General features: G+C 69.0%; 15 protein-coding genes. 13 read left to right on the forward strand and 2 right to left on the reverse strand.

Annotated elements, in window-relative coordinates; translation table 11 throughout:
- Nucleotides 1-3 precede the first annotated feature (3 nt).
- The 13 genes from AB0J91_RS08530 (at nucleotide 4) to AB0J91_RS08590 (ending at nucleotide 12,085) form a co-directional block, all read left to right on the forward strand.
- Nucleotides 4-534 carry a hypothetical protein gene (locus tag AB0J91_RS08530; RefSeq protein ID WP_363865481.1) on the forward strand — a complete coding sequence of 177 codons (531 nt, stop codon included), beginning with the start codon at nucleotides 4-6 and terminating at the stop codon, nucleotides 532-534.
- Nucleotides 535-1,634: 1,100 nt separating this feature from the next.
- Complete coding sequence (locus AB0J91_RS08535; protein ID WP_363865483.1) at nucleotides 1,635-2,210, forward strand: SAF domain-containing protein; 576 nt, start codon at nucleotides 1,635-1,637, stop codon at nucleotides 2,208-2,210.
- A 38-nt stretch (nucleotides 2,211-2,248) separates the two neighbouring features.
- Entirely contained in the window at nucleotides 2,249-3,058 is an 810-nt protein-coding gene (locus AB0J91_RS08540; protein ID WP_363865485.1) for a hypothetical protein, read from the forward strand.
- Complete coding sequence (locus AB0J91_RS08545; protein WP_363865487.1) at nucleotides 3,055-4,401, forward strand: ATPase, T2SS/T4P/T4SS family; 1,347 nt, start codon at nucleotides 3,055-3,057, stop codon at nucleotides 4,399-4,401. Before AB0J91_RS08540 ends, AB0J91_RS08545 begins: the two co-directional genes overlap by 4 nt.
- Nucleotides 4,398-5,240: a pilus assembly protein TadB gene (locus AB0J91_RS08550; RefSeq protein WP_363865489.1), complete on the forward strand. Its 843-nt coding sequence runs from the start codon at nucleotides 4,398-4,400 to the stop codon at nucleotides 5,238-5,240. Before AB0J91_RS08545 ends, AB0J91_RS08550 begins: the two co-directional genes overlap by 4 nt.
- Entirely contained in the window at nucleotides 5,237-6,106 is an 870-nt protein-coding gene (locus AB0J91_RS08555) for a pilus assembly protein TadB (RefSeq protein ID WP_363865490.1), read from the forward strand. Before AB0J91_RS08550 ends, AB0J91_RS08555 begins: the two co-directional genes overlap by 4 nt.
- A gap of 53 nt (nucleotides 6,107-6,159) precedes the next feature.
- Nucleotides 6,160-6,381 (forward strand): hypothetical protein, encoded by a 222-nt coding sequence (locus AB0J91_RS08560; RefSeq protein WP_363865492.1) that lies wholly within the window; start codon nucleotides 6,160-6,162, stop codon nucleotides 6,379-6,381.
- 22 nt (nucleotides 6,382-6,403) lie between these two features.
- Entirely contained in the window at nucleotides 6,404-6,820 is a 417-nt protein-coding gene (locus tag AB0J91_RS08565) for a TadE/TadG family type IV pilus assembly protein (protein ID WP_363865494.1), read from the forward strand.
- 32 nt (nucleotides 6,821-6,852) lie between these two features.
- Nucleotides 6,853-7,248: a TadE/TadG family type IV pilus assembly protein gene (locus AB0J91_RS08570; protein ID WP_363865496.1), complete on the forward strand. Its 396-nt coding sequence runs from the start codon at nucleotides 6,853-6,855 to the stop codon at nucleotides 7,246-7,248.
- 8 nt (nucleotides 7,249-7,256) lie between these two features.
- The gene (locus AB0J91_RS08575) at nucleotides 7,257-7,652 is read left to right on the forward strand and encodes a hypothetical protein (RefSeq protein ID WP_363865498.1); all 396 of its coding nucleotides are present in this window, start codon (nucleotides 7,257-7,259) and stop codon (nucleotides 7,650-7,652) included.
- Complete coding sequence (locus tag AB0J91_RS08580; RefSeq protein ID WP_363865500.1) at nucleotides 7,649-10,372, forward strand: LysM peptidoglycan-binding domain-containing protein; 2,724 nt, start codon at nucleotides 7,649-7,651, stop codon at nucleotides 10,370-10,372. Before AB0J91_RS08575 ends, AB0J91_RS08580 begins: the two co-directional genes overlap by 4 nt.
- Nucleotides 10,373-10,530: 158 nt before the next feature.
- The gene (locus tag AB0J91_RS08585; protein WP_363865502.1) at nucleotides 10,531-10,884 is read left to right on the forward strand and encodes a hypothetical protein; all 354 of its coding nucleotides are present in this window, start codon (nucleotides 10,531-10,533) and stop codon (nucleotides 10,882-10,884) included.
- Between the two features lie 571 nt (nucleotides 10,885-11,455).
- Nucleotides 11,456-12,085: a hypothetical protein gene (locus AB0J91_RS08590; RefSeq protein WP_363865504.1), complete on the forward strand. Its 630-nt coding sequence runs from the start codon at nucleotides 11,456-11,458 to the stop codon at nucleotides 12,083-12,085.
- A 159-nt stretch (nucleotides 12,086-12,244) separates the two neighbouring features.
- Here AB0J91_RS08590 and AB0J91_RS08595 read toward each other — a convergent pair whose 3' ends face one another.
- Complete coding sequence (locus AB0J91_RS08595) at nucleotides 12,245-13,213, reverse strand: M23 family metallopeptidase (RefSeq protein ID WP_363865506.1); 969 nt, start codon at nucleotides 13,211-13,213, stop codon at nucleotides 12,245-12,247.
- On the reverse strand, nucleotides 13,210-14,148 hold the full coding sequence (locus AB0J91_RS08600) for a replication-relaxation family protein (RefSeq protein ID WP_363865508.1): 939 nt from the start codon (nucleotides 14,146-14,148) through the stop codon (nucleotides 13,210-13,212). The genes AB0J91_RS08595 and AB0J91_RS08600 overlap by 4 nt, the downstream gene beginning before the upstream one ends.
- Nucleotides 14,149-14,274 lie beyond the last annotated feature (126 nt).

Consider the following 14,274-nt stretch of genomic DNA (forward strand, 5'->3'; position numbering starts at 1 on the left):
GAAGTGACCGTGATGTCCCGAATGAGTTCACAGGGCCTGGTGATCGTGGCGTGTGTTGCCGGCGCGGTGGCGAGTGCGTGCTCGTCGACGCCACCCTCCGCACCCCCGGTCAGCGAGATCGCGGCTCCCCCGGATCAGCCTTCGGAAAATGCCGCGATCGAAGGGGTGTACCGCGAATTCTGGTCGGTGTCATGGGTGTCGAGTGCCGAGCCGGATCAGGGGTGGGAGCAGCGGCTACGGGCGGTGGCGACGGCTGAGTTGTCCGAGCAGGTGGTCACTCGTGCCCGGCAACAGCGGACCCAGGGGGTTCGGCTCTACGGCACCGTCTCCCCGCGGATCACGGGTTCACGGGTCGAGGGAGATCACGCGGTGGTCACCGATTGCCAGGACGGCAGCCAAGCCGGCTTGGCTGATGCCGCCACAGGGCAGCCTCGCAACGTCGGCCCGTCGCGTAACGCCGTCTCGGCGACCATGGCCCGCGAGGCTGGTGGCTGGCGGGTGGCGAAGATCGAATATCCAGGCGGTGAGTGCTGATGGCTGCGCGCCGCGTCCCGTTGGTCGCCGTCGGCGGTGCCGCACTGCTGTGCATGGGGTTCGGTCCGCTGGGCTCTGCTCAGGAGGGCGGGGTCGAGGTCACTCCTGGCGATTTCGGCGGCTTGTACTCCTCTCCCTCGGTCGAGATGGGCGCGACCAGTCCGGGCAGTTCCGGCGGGAATTCGGGTGGTGCGTCAGGGGGTTCCTCGTCAGGTTCAGCCTCGGGCGGATCACATCGTCCGTCCGGTCCGGCGGTCGTTCCGTTGTGCCCGACGATCATGTGCGACTCCCCTGCCTCCGACGACCCAGCGCTGATGCTGAGTACCGGTCCGCTGTCGTCGTGGTGCTTCGGCCCGTTAGACGAAGGGCAGTGCCCGGCTGGCGAAACCCGTCCTGGCCCACCACCTCCAGGAGCCGCAGTCGGGCCACCGGATCCCGCGGTACTCGCGCAGCAAGCACTCCAGCAGCTTCGTCTCCCGCTACCGGTGCCCCAGCATTCGCCGGACCTGCGCCTGCAGGACGGTCAGGTGGCGACCGTGGTCGGCGAGTTCACCTGGTTCTGGACCGATCCCGGCACCTGGCGCCCGCAACGCCAGCGCGTTGAGGCCGGACCAGTGTGGGCCGAAGTCACCGCTACGCCGATCCAGTTGGCGATGGAACCGGGCGATGGCACCACGCCCATCTCTTGCGCAGGGCCCGGGACACCCTACGAGAGGTCCTTCGGCGTGCATTCCCCGTCACCTGACTGCGATGTCGTGTACGAGCGACCTTCTGCTGGTCCGGTATCGGCGCAGTGGTCCATTACCTGGGAAGTGACCTGGCGCGGTTGGACCGGAAGTTCCCCGACTGGTGGTGTCCTGCCTCCGATGACCTCCCGAGCCCAAACTCAGCTCGTGATCGCCGAAGCGCAAGCCCTCCGCACTCAATAACCGCGTTTCCTGATTCATTTCTCTCATTTTATTTGATCTCGCTTTCAATTCCGTTGTGGGGAGACGTCTATGTCTAATCAGGGTCTTTCTGAGCTGACGGCCTCATCTGATGAGCGGGGAAACGGTCACCGTTCCCGTCTTCCGCGCGTCCCTCGGCGCAGGCGTTGGTGGATGCTGGGTCTGTCGGCCGGGTTGATCGCAGGGTCGGTGGCCGGCGTTGTCACGCTCGTGGCCGGAGCAGATGACCGCGAGCCCGTGCTGGTGCTTACCAGGGACATCGCCTGGGCAGAGCCCATCTCGCAGGCGGATGTGGCGACTGTGGATCTTCCGCCTGAGGCAGCGCGGTTCACGGTGTCCAAGGCGTGCCTGGGCGAGGTCACCGGCAAGGTCGCGGCAACGAATCTGCGTGCCGGCGAGCTGCTCGCCCCGCGGGACCTCATGACCCAGGCGGTTCCGGGGCCCCGCCAAGTCGTCGTCGGGCTGCGCTTGGAGCCCGGCCGGTTCCCTTCAGCAGGACTGATCCCCAACACACCAGTCGAAGTCACAGCGCTGTCCAGGGCGTCGAGTTCCGCAGCCGAGGCGAGTCCCACGACTTCGGCCTTTCGTGCCCGAGTGGTTCGGATGGCACCGCCGGATGCCGAAGGGGCGGTCGTGGTGGACCTGCTCCTTCCCGACTACGCCGCCCATCAAGCCACCTCGGCCGCCGCGACCGGCGCGGTTCTGACGGTTCTCGGACCGGATCACTAGCGAAGCATCCGCATTTCGGTGAAAGGAGCGTGAGCGCAATGGCTTTGGTGACGATGCTGTCGGCGAAGGGATCGCCGGGGGTGACTACGGGGATTGCAGCACTGGCGACGGTGTGGCCCCACGCCCTGCTCGTGGTCGATGCCGATCCGGCGGGAGGCGATCTGCTGCCCGGGTGGGCGGGACAGTGGTGGGTCGATGGTCGGCTCACCTCCGACCGCAGCGTGCTCAGCTTCGCCTCCTCGACTCGACACCTCGAATCCGTGCCAGCCGAAGGCTTGGCCGGTCACGCACAAGAAGTCCCCGACAGCGGCGGATTGCGGCTTCTGGCCGGGGTCAACGGTCCGGTCCAGGCCGGCGCGATCGGCTCCGATGGGTGGAAACGGCTGGCCAGTGCACTGCGGGACCTGAGCGAAAGTGGTCCGGATGTGCTCGTGGACGCGGGTCGATGGAGTCCCGCGACGCCGTGGCCGCTGGTGGCCGAGTCCGATCTCGTCCTGGTCGGGGTGCGCCCGACGCTGCGGCACATCGTCGCGGCCAGCCGACTGGTCACGGTCTTGCGTGACCTGGTGCCCTCCCAGCGGTTGGGCGCGGCGGTGTCGGTGGCCACCAGCCGCCAAGCCGACGACGCCGCCCGCGCCTTGGCCATCCCGGTCGGGATGGAACTCCCCGATGACCCGACCGCCGCAGGGGCGCTCTGTGATGGCGGTACGCCCTGCCTGCAACCTCGCCGTTCAGCGCTGCTGCGCACCAGCCGCAAAGCAGCGCGCCGCCTGCACAACCAACTCGCCGGACCCGCCCGGGTTTCTTCCGCTCCGGCCAGCGACGAGGAACAGGAGCAGGTGGCATGACCTCTCAGATCCGTTCACGGATGAATCCCGCCGACGAGCACGGCCCTGTCCCGGACGCGGACACGGTGGCGCAGCTGAGGGCGCGGGTGGCCGAACGCCTCGCGCCCGGAGACGATCTTGCCCGGCACCGGTCGTTGGTCGCCGCTGAGATCACCGCGTGGACTCTGCACCGCGCCGCGCAGGGTGATCAGCCGTTGTCGGAGAACGCCGAGAAGCAGCTCACCGAGGCCGTCCTGGCGGCGCTGTCCGGGTTGGGTGATCTGCAACCACTGCTGGAGCGCGAGGACGTCGAGAACATCCACATCCACGGCTACGACCGCGTGTGGCTCGAACGCTCGGATGGAAGCGTGCAGGCGTGGCCGCATCCGGTCGGCCGGTCGGACACGGACTTGTTGGCGCAGTTGGAGTCGATGTTCGCGCGGCTGGGACAAACCAGCCGGGAGTTCTCCCCGGCCCACCCGATGGGCAATCTCCGCCTGCCGGCCGGGGGCCCGTTGGGGGCTCGGTTGGCGGCGGTGCGCGAGGTCGCCGACCGGCCGCGGATCGCGATCCGGCGCCACCGGCTCGCCCACGCCACGCTGGATGATCTGCACGAACGTGGCACCGTCAACGACCGCGTCCATGATTTCCTGCAGGCCGCTGTCCGGGCCGGGCTGAACCTGCTGGTCACCGGTGGACCTGCGGCGGGCAAGACGACGCTGCTGCGTTCGCTGTGCCACGCCATTGCCGACCACGAGCACGTGGTGACCGTCGAAGACGACTACGAGCTCGGACTGCACCTGAACCCGGTCGCGCATCCGCTGGTGACGGCGCTGGAAGCGCGTGCGCCCAATGCCGAGGGCGCCGGGGAGATCACCCTCGATGACCTGCTGAAGCAGACCCTGCGGCATTCCCCTTCGCGGGTGATCGTCGGGGAGGTTCGCGGTGGCGAGATCACCTCGCTGCTGCGCGCGTTGGGCAACGGGGCCGCCGGGGGAATGGGCACGTTGCACGCCACCTCGGCCAGGGCGGTGCCCGACCGCATCGCCGCGCTCAGCCAACTCGCGCACCCGCCGCTGAGTGTCGCCGCGGCTCATCGCTGGACGGCCTCGGCGCTGGACCTGGTCGTGCACGTGACCCGTCGGGACCGCGAGGGCCGACGCGAGCGGGTCGTCACCGAGATTTGCGAAGTCGGGCCGGTCGGTGATGCCGGGACACCCGATCTGATCCCGCTGTTCGGCCCGCACCCCAGCAGCGGGTGCATCGCACCGGTGTACCCGCCCAGCGAGCCGCTGCGCGCCCGGCTCCGTCAGCACGGGCTTGACCTACAGGCGTTGCAACGCGACGAAGGAGTTGCATCATGATCATCGCATTGGCAGCTGTGTTCGGGCTCTTCCTGGGCCTTGGCCTGCTTTTCAGCGTTCTGTTCTTCCGGCCGCCGCGTCCCCCCACGATGTCCTCGCGGGCGAGCTCGGTGTTGGCGTGGATGGAGCGATGGCGACGGCGCGGGTTGATCGCGTCGGTGGCCGCTGGTGTGACGTGGTGGGCCACGGGCTGGCCCGTGGCCGCTGCCGCCACGGTTCTCGCGGTGGTGGCTGTGCCGGCGTTGCTGGCGCCCCGGCAGGTGCGCGACGACATCGCGTTGCACGAGGCGGTGGCGACGTGGACGCGGCGCTTGGGTGATCTGCTGGCCTCCGGGGCGGGTGGCTTGCACCAGGCCGTGGCGCGCTCGGCCGACACCGCACCGGCGCTGTTGGCTCCTGCTGTTGCCCGGTTGGCCGAGGCGATGCGCCGGGAGGGCACGGAACTCGCGCTGCGGGCCTTCGCCGCGGAGTTGTCCCATCCCGCCGTCGATGAGGTCGTGCTCGCGCTGCTGCTGCGCGTGCGCGCGGGTGGACGCGGTGTGGTCGAGATCTTGCAGGGGCAGGCGGTGAGTCTGACCGCACGGGCCGCCAGTGCGCGCGAGGTGGAAGCCGACCGCGCCAAGCCCCGGACCACGGTGCGCACGCTGATCGGCATCACCACGGTCATGCTCGTCGGCTTGGTGGTCTTCGCCCGGGATTACCTCGCACCGATCGGTACCGCGCTGGGCCAAGGCGTGCTCGCAGTGGTCGCGACGATCTTCGCCGGCGCTCTCTGGCACATGCACCGCCTATCCACCCCGCGCGCTGCGGCTCGCTACCTGCGGGGAGACGCGTCATGACTCCCACGCTCCCACTGGCCGCCATCGTCGGAGCCCTGCTCGGGATCGGGCTCGCCGCAGGCGTTCGTAGTGTGGTCGGCCCGGCTCCGATGGGGTTGCAGGCAGCACTGCACCACCTGACCCACCCCACGACCGCACAGCGCGGACGCCTGGACTGGCTGATCCAGAAGGCACGGCATGCCGGTCACCCGTGGCTGTCGATTCCCGAAGCAGACCTCGACCTGCTCGAGCAGACACCTCAGTCCTATGTGTCGAGTCGCATCAAGTGGGGGCTGTCCTGCGGGCTCGCGGGACTGGTTCTCGCAGCGGTGTTCGTCGCTGCCGGGACTACTTCGTTCCTCGTCGCGCCAGTGCTGGTTCTGGGGTGTGCGGGAGCGGGAGTGTTGGTACCGGTGTGGCGCACGCGCGATGCCGCGCGCCACGCGCGCAGTGATGCCCGCCGTGTGCTGGCGGTCTATCTGGACCTGGTGGCCCAAGAACGCGCCGCAGGCCAAGCGCCGGGACCGGCCCTGCACGAGGCCGCCGCGCTCGCAGACCACCCGCTCCTGCAGCGGCTGCACCACACACTGGTCCGGGCCGAGAACCACGGGTACTCGCCCTGGGACGCGCTGCGCGGGCTCGGTGAACAGATCCGGCTAGACGAGCTCGTGACGGTCGCCGATCTGGCCGCGACCGCCGCGGATGGCGCCGCGATCTACGCCAGTCTCACCGCGCAGGCCGCGAGTCTGCGGGCCACGACCACCACCGAGGACAAGGCCGAGGCCAACGCGCGCACCGAGCGCCTCACGCTGCCGGTCACCGCGCTGATGGCCGGGGTCCTTCTGCTGGCCCTCTACCCCACCGTCGCGCGGCTGCTCATCGGATAACCGACGCGTCACACGAAACCGATTCCCAGCACTGAGAGGTTGTCATGATTCCCATGATTCGCGCCCAGGTGACCGTCACGGTGATGCTCGTCGCGGCCTGGCTCGCCAGCAACGCCACCGCGCTCGCCCGTCTCGTCGAGAGGATCCGTCTTGATGATCGGGGTTCGGAGAGCACCGAAAAGGCCGTGTTGACGGCGATTGCGTTGGCCGCGGCGCTCGGGCTCGGGACCGCGATCACCGCAGTGGTCCAGAAGTACCAAGCCCAAATCCACTGACCCCAGACCCAGGTGATCACTGATGTTTGCTCACTCCCGACGGCGTGAACGGGCGGCCAGGTTCGAAACGGGGTCGGCTGCCGTGGAGTTGGCGGTACTGGCACCCATGGTGCTGCTCGTCCTGCTCACGGTTGTACAGGCGGGCTTGTGGTGGCATACGCGCACGATCTGCTCCGCTGCCGCGCAGCAGGGCGTCCAGGTGGCGCGCACGCTGCACGGCACCACCGCTGACGCCCAGTCCGCCGCGGAGTCGTTCCTGGCCGAGGGCTCCGGGCTCGTGACCCAACCCCGGGCGAGTGCCCAGGTCACCGGGACGCGGGTCACCGTGCGCGTGACCGGTGATCCACCCCGTCTGCTCCCGGTTCCGGGATTGGGGACCGTTACGCAGGTTGCCGAGGCCAGCAAGGAACACTTCACGACCCCTGGGGATACGCCATGAACACGCGTCGACGTGAGGATGGTTCGGCGAGCGTGGAAGTCGCTTTGCTGACTCCGTTGCTGTTGGCGGTGCTCGTCCTGGTCATCGCCGCCGGCCGCGTCGTCACCGCCCACCATGCCCTGGAGCACGCCGCCACCACGGCCGCGCGCGCCGCATCGCTGGCCCGCACACCCAGTGACGCCCACAGCGCAGCCACAGCGACCGGACTGCAGGTCCTGCACGAACAGCACCTGGCGTGCACCGACCTCGCCCACGACCTCGACACCAGTGGCCTGACCACCCGCGCAGGCACGACCGGCGTGGTCACGGTCGCGCTGCGGTGCAGCGTGTCGCTGGCGGACTTGACCGGCCTGTCCGCACTGCCCGGGCAGGTTCCACTGCGTGCGGAGTTTTCCAGCCCAGTCGACCCGTTCCGGGGGCGAACATGACCTTCACAATGCGTGGACGTGACGACGGATCGGTCAGTTTGCTGGTCGCCGTCCTGGTGCCCTGTCTGCTGCTGCTGTGCGCGTTGCTCGTCGACGGTGCAGACCGGCTTCGAGTGCGCGCCCGGGCCGACGCGGTCGCCGCCGAGACCGCGCGCAGCGCACTCACCGCGCTCGACACCCGCCACACCACCGTGACCCTCGACCCAGCGCAGGCCACCTCGGCGGCACGGCGCTACCTCGCGGCCACCGGCCACACCGGGACCGTCTCGCTGCAGGGCCCGTCGAGTGTGGCGGTCACGGTGACCTACACCGAACCTGCTGCGATCGGGCTGCTGTGGGACGTCCACACGGTCACCGGCCACGCGACCGCTTCTCTGCAAACCGGTGAAGGTGCCCGGCCATGACCCCGGCGACCGAGATTCGCACGCGGCTGCTGGCTTGTGCCGCGGTTACAGGGCTCGCGGCGCTGCTGACCGGGCTGCCGGTCGCGTTGTGGGCGCTGGCCGAGGTCGCCCCGCTGCCCACCGTGCCCTGGCCGGTCGCGGACTTCTCACCGTGGGCAGCGCCGCTGCCGGTCCAACTCGGTGACTGGGCCGAACACCTCGCGGAGACACTGCGGTTCGAACTGAGCCCCTCCCGGTGTGCGCTGCTCGGCACCCTGCTGACCGGGTGGGCGAGTTGGGCGCTTCTGCTGGCGTGGACCGTGGCCGATCTCGTCCGACTCCTGGTCCCCGGGCGTTCGCGTCCGGTTCGACGTGGCACGCCCCGATCCTGGCTGACCGCCGTGATCACCTGGGCTGTGCTGTCCCTGTTCCCGGGGACGCTGTCGGCGGCCCCTGCCGCCACACCCCCGAGTGTCACGGCCCTGATTCCTCCACCAGAGGGTGTCGCCGCCACCCCTGAATTCCACGGCGACACCCAGGTGGGGCCGGGCGGGTACCCCGACCCGCCGCCCGGCCCCACCACGACCGACCCCGGCCACCCGCATTACACCGTGGTCCGCGGCGACACGCTGTGGGACCTCGCCGAGCGCTACCTCGGCAACCCGCACCGCTGGACCCAAATACGCGACCTCAACCACGACCTCCTCCAGGGAACAGACCAGCTCGAAACCGGGTGGGTGCTGCGCATGCCCACCGATGCGGCACTACCGACCCCAGCCGGGATTCCCGCGACCGCGCGGTGGATCACCACCGAGCCCGGTGACACCCTTGCCACGCTCGCCGCCCGTGAACTCGGCTCGCCAGACCAGTGGCCGGCGTTGTTCGCCCTCAACGCCGACCAACCACAACCCGACGGACGCGTGCTGCGCCACCCCCACCACCTCTTCCCCGGTTGGCACCTCGCACTACCAGCCCCACCTCCCCCTGTCCCGGCCGCAGAAGCGGTCTCGCCTGGGCCGGCGGTAGCACCACCTCAAGCCTCACCACCACCGGAACCGGTAATCACCGACACCGGCGAGATTCAGCTCGGCGCGAGGACATTTTTGGGTGCCGCCACTGCAGCCGCGGTCAGCGCCGCGCTCGTACTAGCCCGCCGCCGGCACCGCCGACACCACCGTCCCGGCACACGCACCACAGCCGACTACCCCGTCGCTCCCGCCGTCTATGCGCTCAACCGCGCCCACCCCACCACGCACGCGCTCGACGGCGAACCAGCAGCGCCCCCAAGCGAGCAACCTCCCACACGAGGCGAGGACACCGACCCGGGTGAGCTGTGGTTGGAGATCGGCGTCGCCGACGGCGAGACCCGACACCTCAACTTCTCCGACCTCCAAGGCGTCGGTGTCACCGGTCCGGGCGCCCCCGATGTTGTGCGGGCGATGCTCGTCAACCTGGCGCTTCACCCAGAACGCCCCCGGCTCAGCGTGCACACGGCCGCCGTCGCCGCCCTGTTTCCCGACGGTCCGCCTCCCGAACTGGGCCACTGGCACCAGCTCACCGACCTGCACGCCACACAGCCGGGGCAGCTCGGCGATGTGCTCGTCGCCTACACCGCCGTCCTGGACGACGACACACTCCCGCCGACCGAAGGGGCCACCGTCCTCTCGTTGGGGCCGTCACCCTCAGGCAGCCGGCTGGCAGTGGAGGACGGCGGAGTCGTGAGCGGCGCGAGCCACGAGGTGTCCTCGCTGATCAAGACCCACCTGTTCACTGCGGACGAGGCCACGGCTCGTGATCTGCTCGCCCTCGGCCGCGCCCCTCAGCACCACACCGCCCCGCCCGTGCCGCCGGTCCCGCAACACCACGAAACCCCTCCTTCTCCGCCACCAGCCGAGCATGTCGAGGCGCCCGAGTCTCGCGTGCCGTTGTCTCTGCTCGTTTTCGGACCGGTTCGTCTGCTGTGGACACCACCGGACGGTGAGCGACAGGACATCACCGAGCACTTCACTCCGAGGCTGCTGGAGCTTCTGGCCTACCTCGCGGTCAATCCTGATGTCACGCGCGACACCGCGATCGCCGACCTGTGGCAACACGCACCCTCGAACCGGCCCACCAACGCGCTCAACACCACGCTCTCCCGGCTGCGCACCGCCATGGAGGCCGCCACACACGGCACGGTCACCGACGTCCTCGACGCCCGCCAACGGCGACTTCGCCTGGATCCCACCCAGGTCGACACCGACTACGCCTGCTTCACCGAAGCCGAACGCACCAGCCACGACACCACCACTGACGCGAGGCGACTGCGCGCGCACCAGACCGTGGTGGCGCTGTATCGCAGCGAGCTCGCCGCCGGCATCGACAGCGAATGGATCCAGGCACCCCGCTTCGCCGCGCTGCGCACCGCGATTAACGCGGTCAGCGCCCTGGCCCGGCACCACTCCCCCACCGCCCCGGAACACACCCTGCGGCTGCTGGAAACAGCGACCGGATTCGATCCCGCTAACGAACACCTCTACCGCGACATCATGCGTCTTCACGCCCGCCTCGGTGACACCAGCGCGATCCCAGCCACCCTAGACCTCCTGACACAACGGCTCCGCGACATCGACACCGAACCCTCCCCCGAAACCCTCGCACTCGCCGCAGCACTACAGCACCCCGACACCGAATCCCCAGCGACGAAAGGAGACCCCGCGCGATCGGGCGGTCTTCACCCCTCCGCCCCGAAGAGCCATTGACACCTCTACGTACACGAGCGTCCATACAGACGAACGATCCGTTCGTCCACGTTTCGAGGAGACACACAATGTCGACACCAGATCCGAAAAGCCGACACGCCCACACCGCCGCGAGAATGCCTGCGGCTAGTGAGGTCGCCTCATTCACCCAGCACCGCGTGGCCTACACACTCGGGCCACAGCCGCCCATGAGGATGCCCGCCGAGGAAGGCGGCATCGTCATTACCCATGTCGAGTCACGCCCCGATGGCGGCCTCGCCAGTTTCAGCGGAGTCTGGAAACGCCAGCTGCAAGCCAGTGCGGTCCGGGAATCAACACTGGTACTCCAACTGCGCCCTCCCACCACCGACGATGACGACCACGTCGATGTGTGGCTGTGGATCGCTCGAAACCGGCGCTTCCTTCTCCTCGGACACTGGAAGAACTCTGGCCCCGGTTGGCCGCAGCTAGCCGCGCCGCTCATTCACGCCGCACACCGCTCCAGCAGCGGCACCATGCGGCGCATCGCCTAACCACGCCGACTGGCCGCTGAGCGAGGAACACAGCAGTATTGGAGGTGCCGATGGGGGATCCACTCGTGGATCCGTTGGGGGTGGCGCCCACAACCCCACCAGGGAGCGCCACCCCCAACGCAGGTCAGCACCCGCATAGGGGGATCCGCTGATCTCCCCAACTGCCTTGCCCCGCGAGCCGGAAACCACATCGGCCGGCCAGCCACACCCACAGGCACCGAGGTCACCACACAGAACCCCGGTAGCTGGTTCGCCAAAACCGCGCTGCCCAGTAGGCCCGGGCTCACGCCGTCCATCGAGCTGCGCCCCATCGTCACCAACTTGATCAACCGGGCCATCACCGGCCTCGACCTGTAACCCGTCCCGCGCGGCACACAGGCAACGCGACCTGTGGCCACGTCCACGAGCAGGACGTCGCCGGCACGGGAGGGTCGAGGCACGTGAAAGCTCTTGACTCCTCGCAAAAGTAGAGCGTCCATATCTATGTAGCCGTGAACCGGCAGCGCGCGCCGGGGCTATACCGCCCTCCGGAGGGCATGACCCAGCACCCCAGCCACACCGGGAGACCGTCATGCCCAGCACCACCGACCACAACGCACCCGCCCCCGTTCGTACCGACACCGAATCCAAGGCATGGGCCGCACTACACGCCCACCCCGGATCCACGACGGCCGAGCTTGCCAAGCAGGCCGGAATAGGCCAGTCCACCGCAGGCAAGATCCTCGCCGCGTGGTCAAAATCCGGCAGCATCACCCGCACCCCTGGCATCAAAGACGGCTCGCGACGTCTCCCGGACCGCTTCTCACCGGCGTCAGCGCCGGAGCCTGACTCGACCACGCCGGCCACCACAGTCGCACGAGTACAGGCGGCCACCGCTCAGCGAGAGGCCACACCAGGTCGGACCGACACCGCCGCACAGCCCTCGCCGGGTACGCAATCAACCAGTTCGGCCAACACCGAAAGCACTGACGCGCCGGTGACGTCCGACAAGCGCCTGGCCAAGGGCGAACTGCGCGGGATGGTCGAGGACTTCCTGGCCGCTCACCCTGGTGAGGAGTTCAGCGCGGGCCAGATCGCCAAAGCCCTCGACCGATCGGCCGGTGCGGTCAACAACGCGCTGCACAAGCTTTCCGACGGCGGTTATGCCCGCCAAACCCAGGACTCCCCCAAGCGCTTTGTCACCGCCAGCGACGAGTCCTAGGTCTTAGGCCACCGATGGCGGTCTACGCACTCACGAACATGGCCGTCCCGGGCGCGCACCGGCTCTCCTAGCGCCCGGATGCCCGTCGGCCCCGTCACCCGGACAACTCGGTGTGGCGGGGCCGACGCGTGCCCGGAGCCCCGAGAGACTCCTCGGCACTCAGCTTTGATTCGTCGTCTCGTCACACAGTGACGGGTGGCCTCGGTCGCGGTAGAAGGCGACGGGGTCGACGGCGTGGCCGTTGTTCTCGATCTGGAAGTGCAGGTGCGGTCCGGTGGATTCGCCGCGATTGCCGACCTCAGCGATGACCTGGCCTGCTTGGACGTGGTCGCCGACGTGTACGTGGTTGAGGTTGTTGTGGCCGTAGACCGTGGTGATGCCGCCGGAGTGTTCGATGCGGACCCAGAGGCCGTATCCGGTAGCGGGACCGGAGTCGATCACTGTTCCTGCGTGGGCGGCGAGGATGGGTGTTCCGATGGGTGCGGCGATGTCCTGGCCCCGGTGCATCTCGCCGTCACGAGGCCCGTAGCCGGAAGTGCACGCGCCGGTGGTGGGCACGACCCAGTCCCCCGGTGCCGGGGCGGGCTGGCAGTGCGCGCCGTGGAGGGCGGCGACGATGGCGCGGGCGGCTGGTTCGTGTTCGGCGTAGGCCTCGGGGTACGCCGATTTTTGGACAGCGTCGGCCGCCTCCGTCAACGGCAATGTCTCCCATCCGGGGACTGCGAGCAGGTGTGTGTAGAACTGGGTGGAGCTGTAGACGGGGTCGAGGATCTCCTCGCGGGTGCCCCAGCCCATGGAGGGGCGTTGCTGAAACAACCCGAGGCTGTCGCGGTCGCCCCAGGTGAGGTTTCTCAGCCAGGACTCGCGCAGCGCGGTCGCGATGGCCACGACCTGGCCTTGTTCGGGTACGTGGAGTTGCTTGCCGACGGCGACGATGGTGGCGGCGTTGCGCGTCTCTTCCGGCCCGTAGCCGACCAGCGTCATCCCGTCGGCGCCTGCGACGAGGCAGGTGGACGAGCTCGTCTGGCGCGCGGCGAAGATGCTGGTGATCGCCGCGCCCGCCACCGCGATCACCATCAGCGGGAACCCGATGACGACCGCCGCCAGGAGCAGGAGGACTTTACTCATCGCGGCTCACCGGCCCGTCGGGGCGTGGTGGGTGCGGGCGGCATCGGGTTCGGCGCCGCGATCTCCGTGCTGGAGCGGTGCTCTGGGGGCGGGCTCGGCCGGGTGCGCGGTCGTTGCGGCCATGCCGCGGCGAGGTGGTGTAGTGCGCGGCGCTGGTCGTCGCGCGGCGCCAGGGGTGCCCAGATTGCCTCGGCTGGGCTGCTGTGTGCCTCGGGATCGGGGTCGAGGAGGTCTGCGGCGGCGGTGGCGATGGGGAGGTGTTCGGGGTGGTCGAGTCCGCGCCAGGCGGTGGCGAGTTGGGTGCGGAGGTTGGCTTCGCGGCGGGCGGTGGGGGCCCAGATCAGCAGCGGGGTGACGATGCCGGTGCTGGCGGCCAGCCGGGCGTAGCCGGGGAGTTTGCCTGCCACGCGTCCGGTGGTTTCGGTGCCGAGGTCGTATTCCAGGAAGAACTCGAACTCACGGTGGTCATGGCGCCAACGGCCGTAGGCATCGGGCCGGACGAGGTCCCCGAAATGTCGCGCGCAGCGGACCTCTGACCACCACGCCGAGACCTGCTCGGACTCGCGGGTGTGGGCGCGGGCGATGAGGGCGGTGAAGAACTCGCCGACTCCGACGGCGTGGGCGAGGCGTTGGCTGTAGGCGATGCTGGTGGCGCGGTCGCGCCGGTAGCCGAGGATCTTGGTGTCGATGCCGGCGTCGGCGGCGAGCACGCTGGCTCCGGCGGGCCCGAGGACATAGTGCTGCGGTGCGCTTCCGGCATCCACGGTGGGCTGGAAGCGGTCGAGTACCGACCACTGGTAGAGCTCCCGCAACCGCTGCCTTCCGGAGCGCGGCGACGGGAAGGCGCAGGTGGTGATCTGGGGCGCGGTGAGTACGCGGTGCTCGTGGACCATCCGGATGATCCACTTGTCTCGGCTGGTCAGGCGTTTGGCCAAACGTGCTTGGTGTTCCACGGAATTGGCGGCTCGGGTCTGTCGTCGTGTGGGCCGTACTCCGTGCAGTGACTTCTGCCGGATGGGTTTGTTGAGCATGAGCACCTCCGTGGATCAGGCACGGCTTTT

The organism is Saccharopolyspora sp. NPDC049357, assembly GCF_040677225.1.
GTDB lineage: Bacteria > Actinomycetota > Actinomycetes > Mycobacteriales > Pseudonocardiaceae > Saccharopolyspora.

What these genes read in the sequence shown, in the direction of transcription:
- AB0J91_RS08535 (WP_363865483.1), top strand. Translation starts at nt 1,635, where the DNA reads ATGCTGGGTCTGTCGGCCGGGTTGATCGCAGGGTCGGTGGCCGGCGTT.
- AB0J91_RS08540 (WP_363865485.1), top strand. Translation starts at nt 2,249, where the DNA reads ATGGCTTTGGTGACGATGCTGTCGGCGAAGGGATCGCCGGGGGTGACT.
- AB0J91_RS08545 (WP_363865487.1), top strand. Translation starts at nt 3,055, where the DNA reads ATGACCTCTCAGATCCGTTCACGGATGAATCCCGCCGACGAGCACGGC.
- AB0J91_RS08550 (WP_363865489.1), top strand. Translation starts at nt 4,398, where the DNA reads ATGATCATCGCATTGGCAGCTGTGTTCGGGCTCTTCCTGGGCCTTGGC.
- AB0J91_RS08555 (WP_363865490.1), top strand. Translation starts at nt 5,237, where the DNA reads ATGACTCCCACGCTCCCACTGGCCGCCATCGTCGGAGCCCTGCTCGGG.
- AB0J91_RS08560 (WP_363865492.1), top strand. Translation starts at nt 6,160, where the DNA reads ATGATTCGCGCCCAGGTGACCGTCACGGTGATGCTCGTCGCGGCCTGG.
- AB0J91_RS08565 (WP_363865494.1), top strand. Translation starts at nt 6,404, where the DNA reads ATGTTTGCTCACTCCCGACGGCGTGAACGGGCGGCCAGGTTCGAAACG.
- AB0J91_RS08575 (WP_363865498.1), top strand. Translation starts at nt 7,257, where the DNA reads ATGCGTGGACGTGACGACGGATCGGTCAGTTTGCTGGTCGCCGTCCTG.
- AB0J91_RS08580 (WP_363865500.1), top strand. Translation starts at nt 7,649, where the DNA reads ATGACCCCGGCGACCGAGATTCGCACGCGGCTGCTGGCTTGTGCCGCG.
- AB0J91_RS08590 (WP_363865504.1), top strand. Translation starts at nt 11,456, where the DNA reads ATGCCCAGCACCACCGACCACAACGCACCCGCCCCCGTTCGTACCGAC.
- AB0J91_RS08595 (WP_363865506.1), bottom strand. Translation starts at nt 13,213, where the DNA reads ATGAGTAAAGTCCTCCTGCTCCTGGCGGCGGTCGTCATCGGGTTCCCG.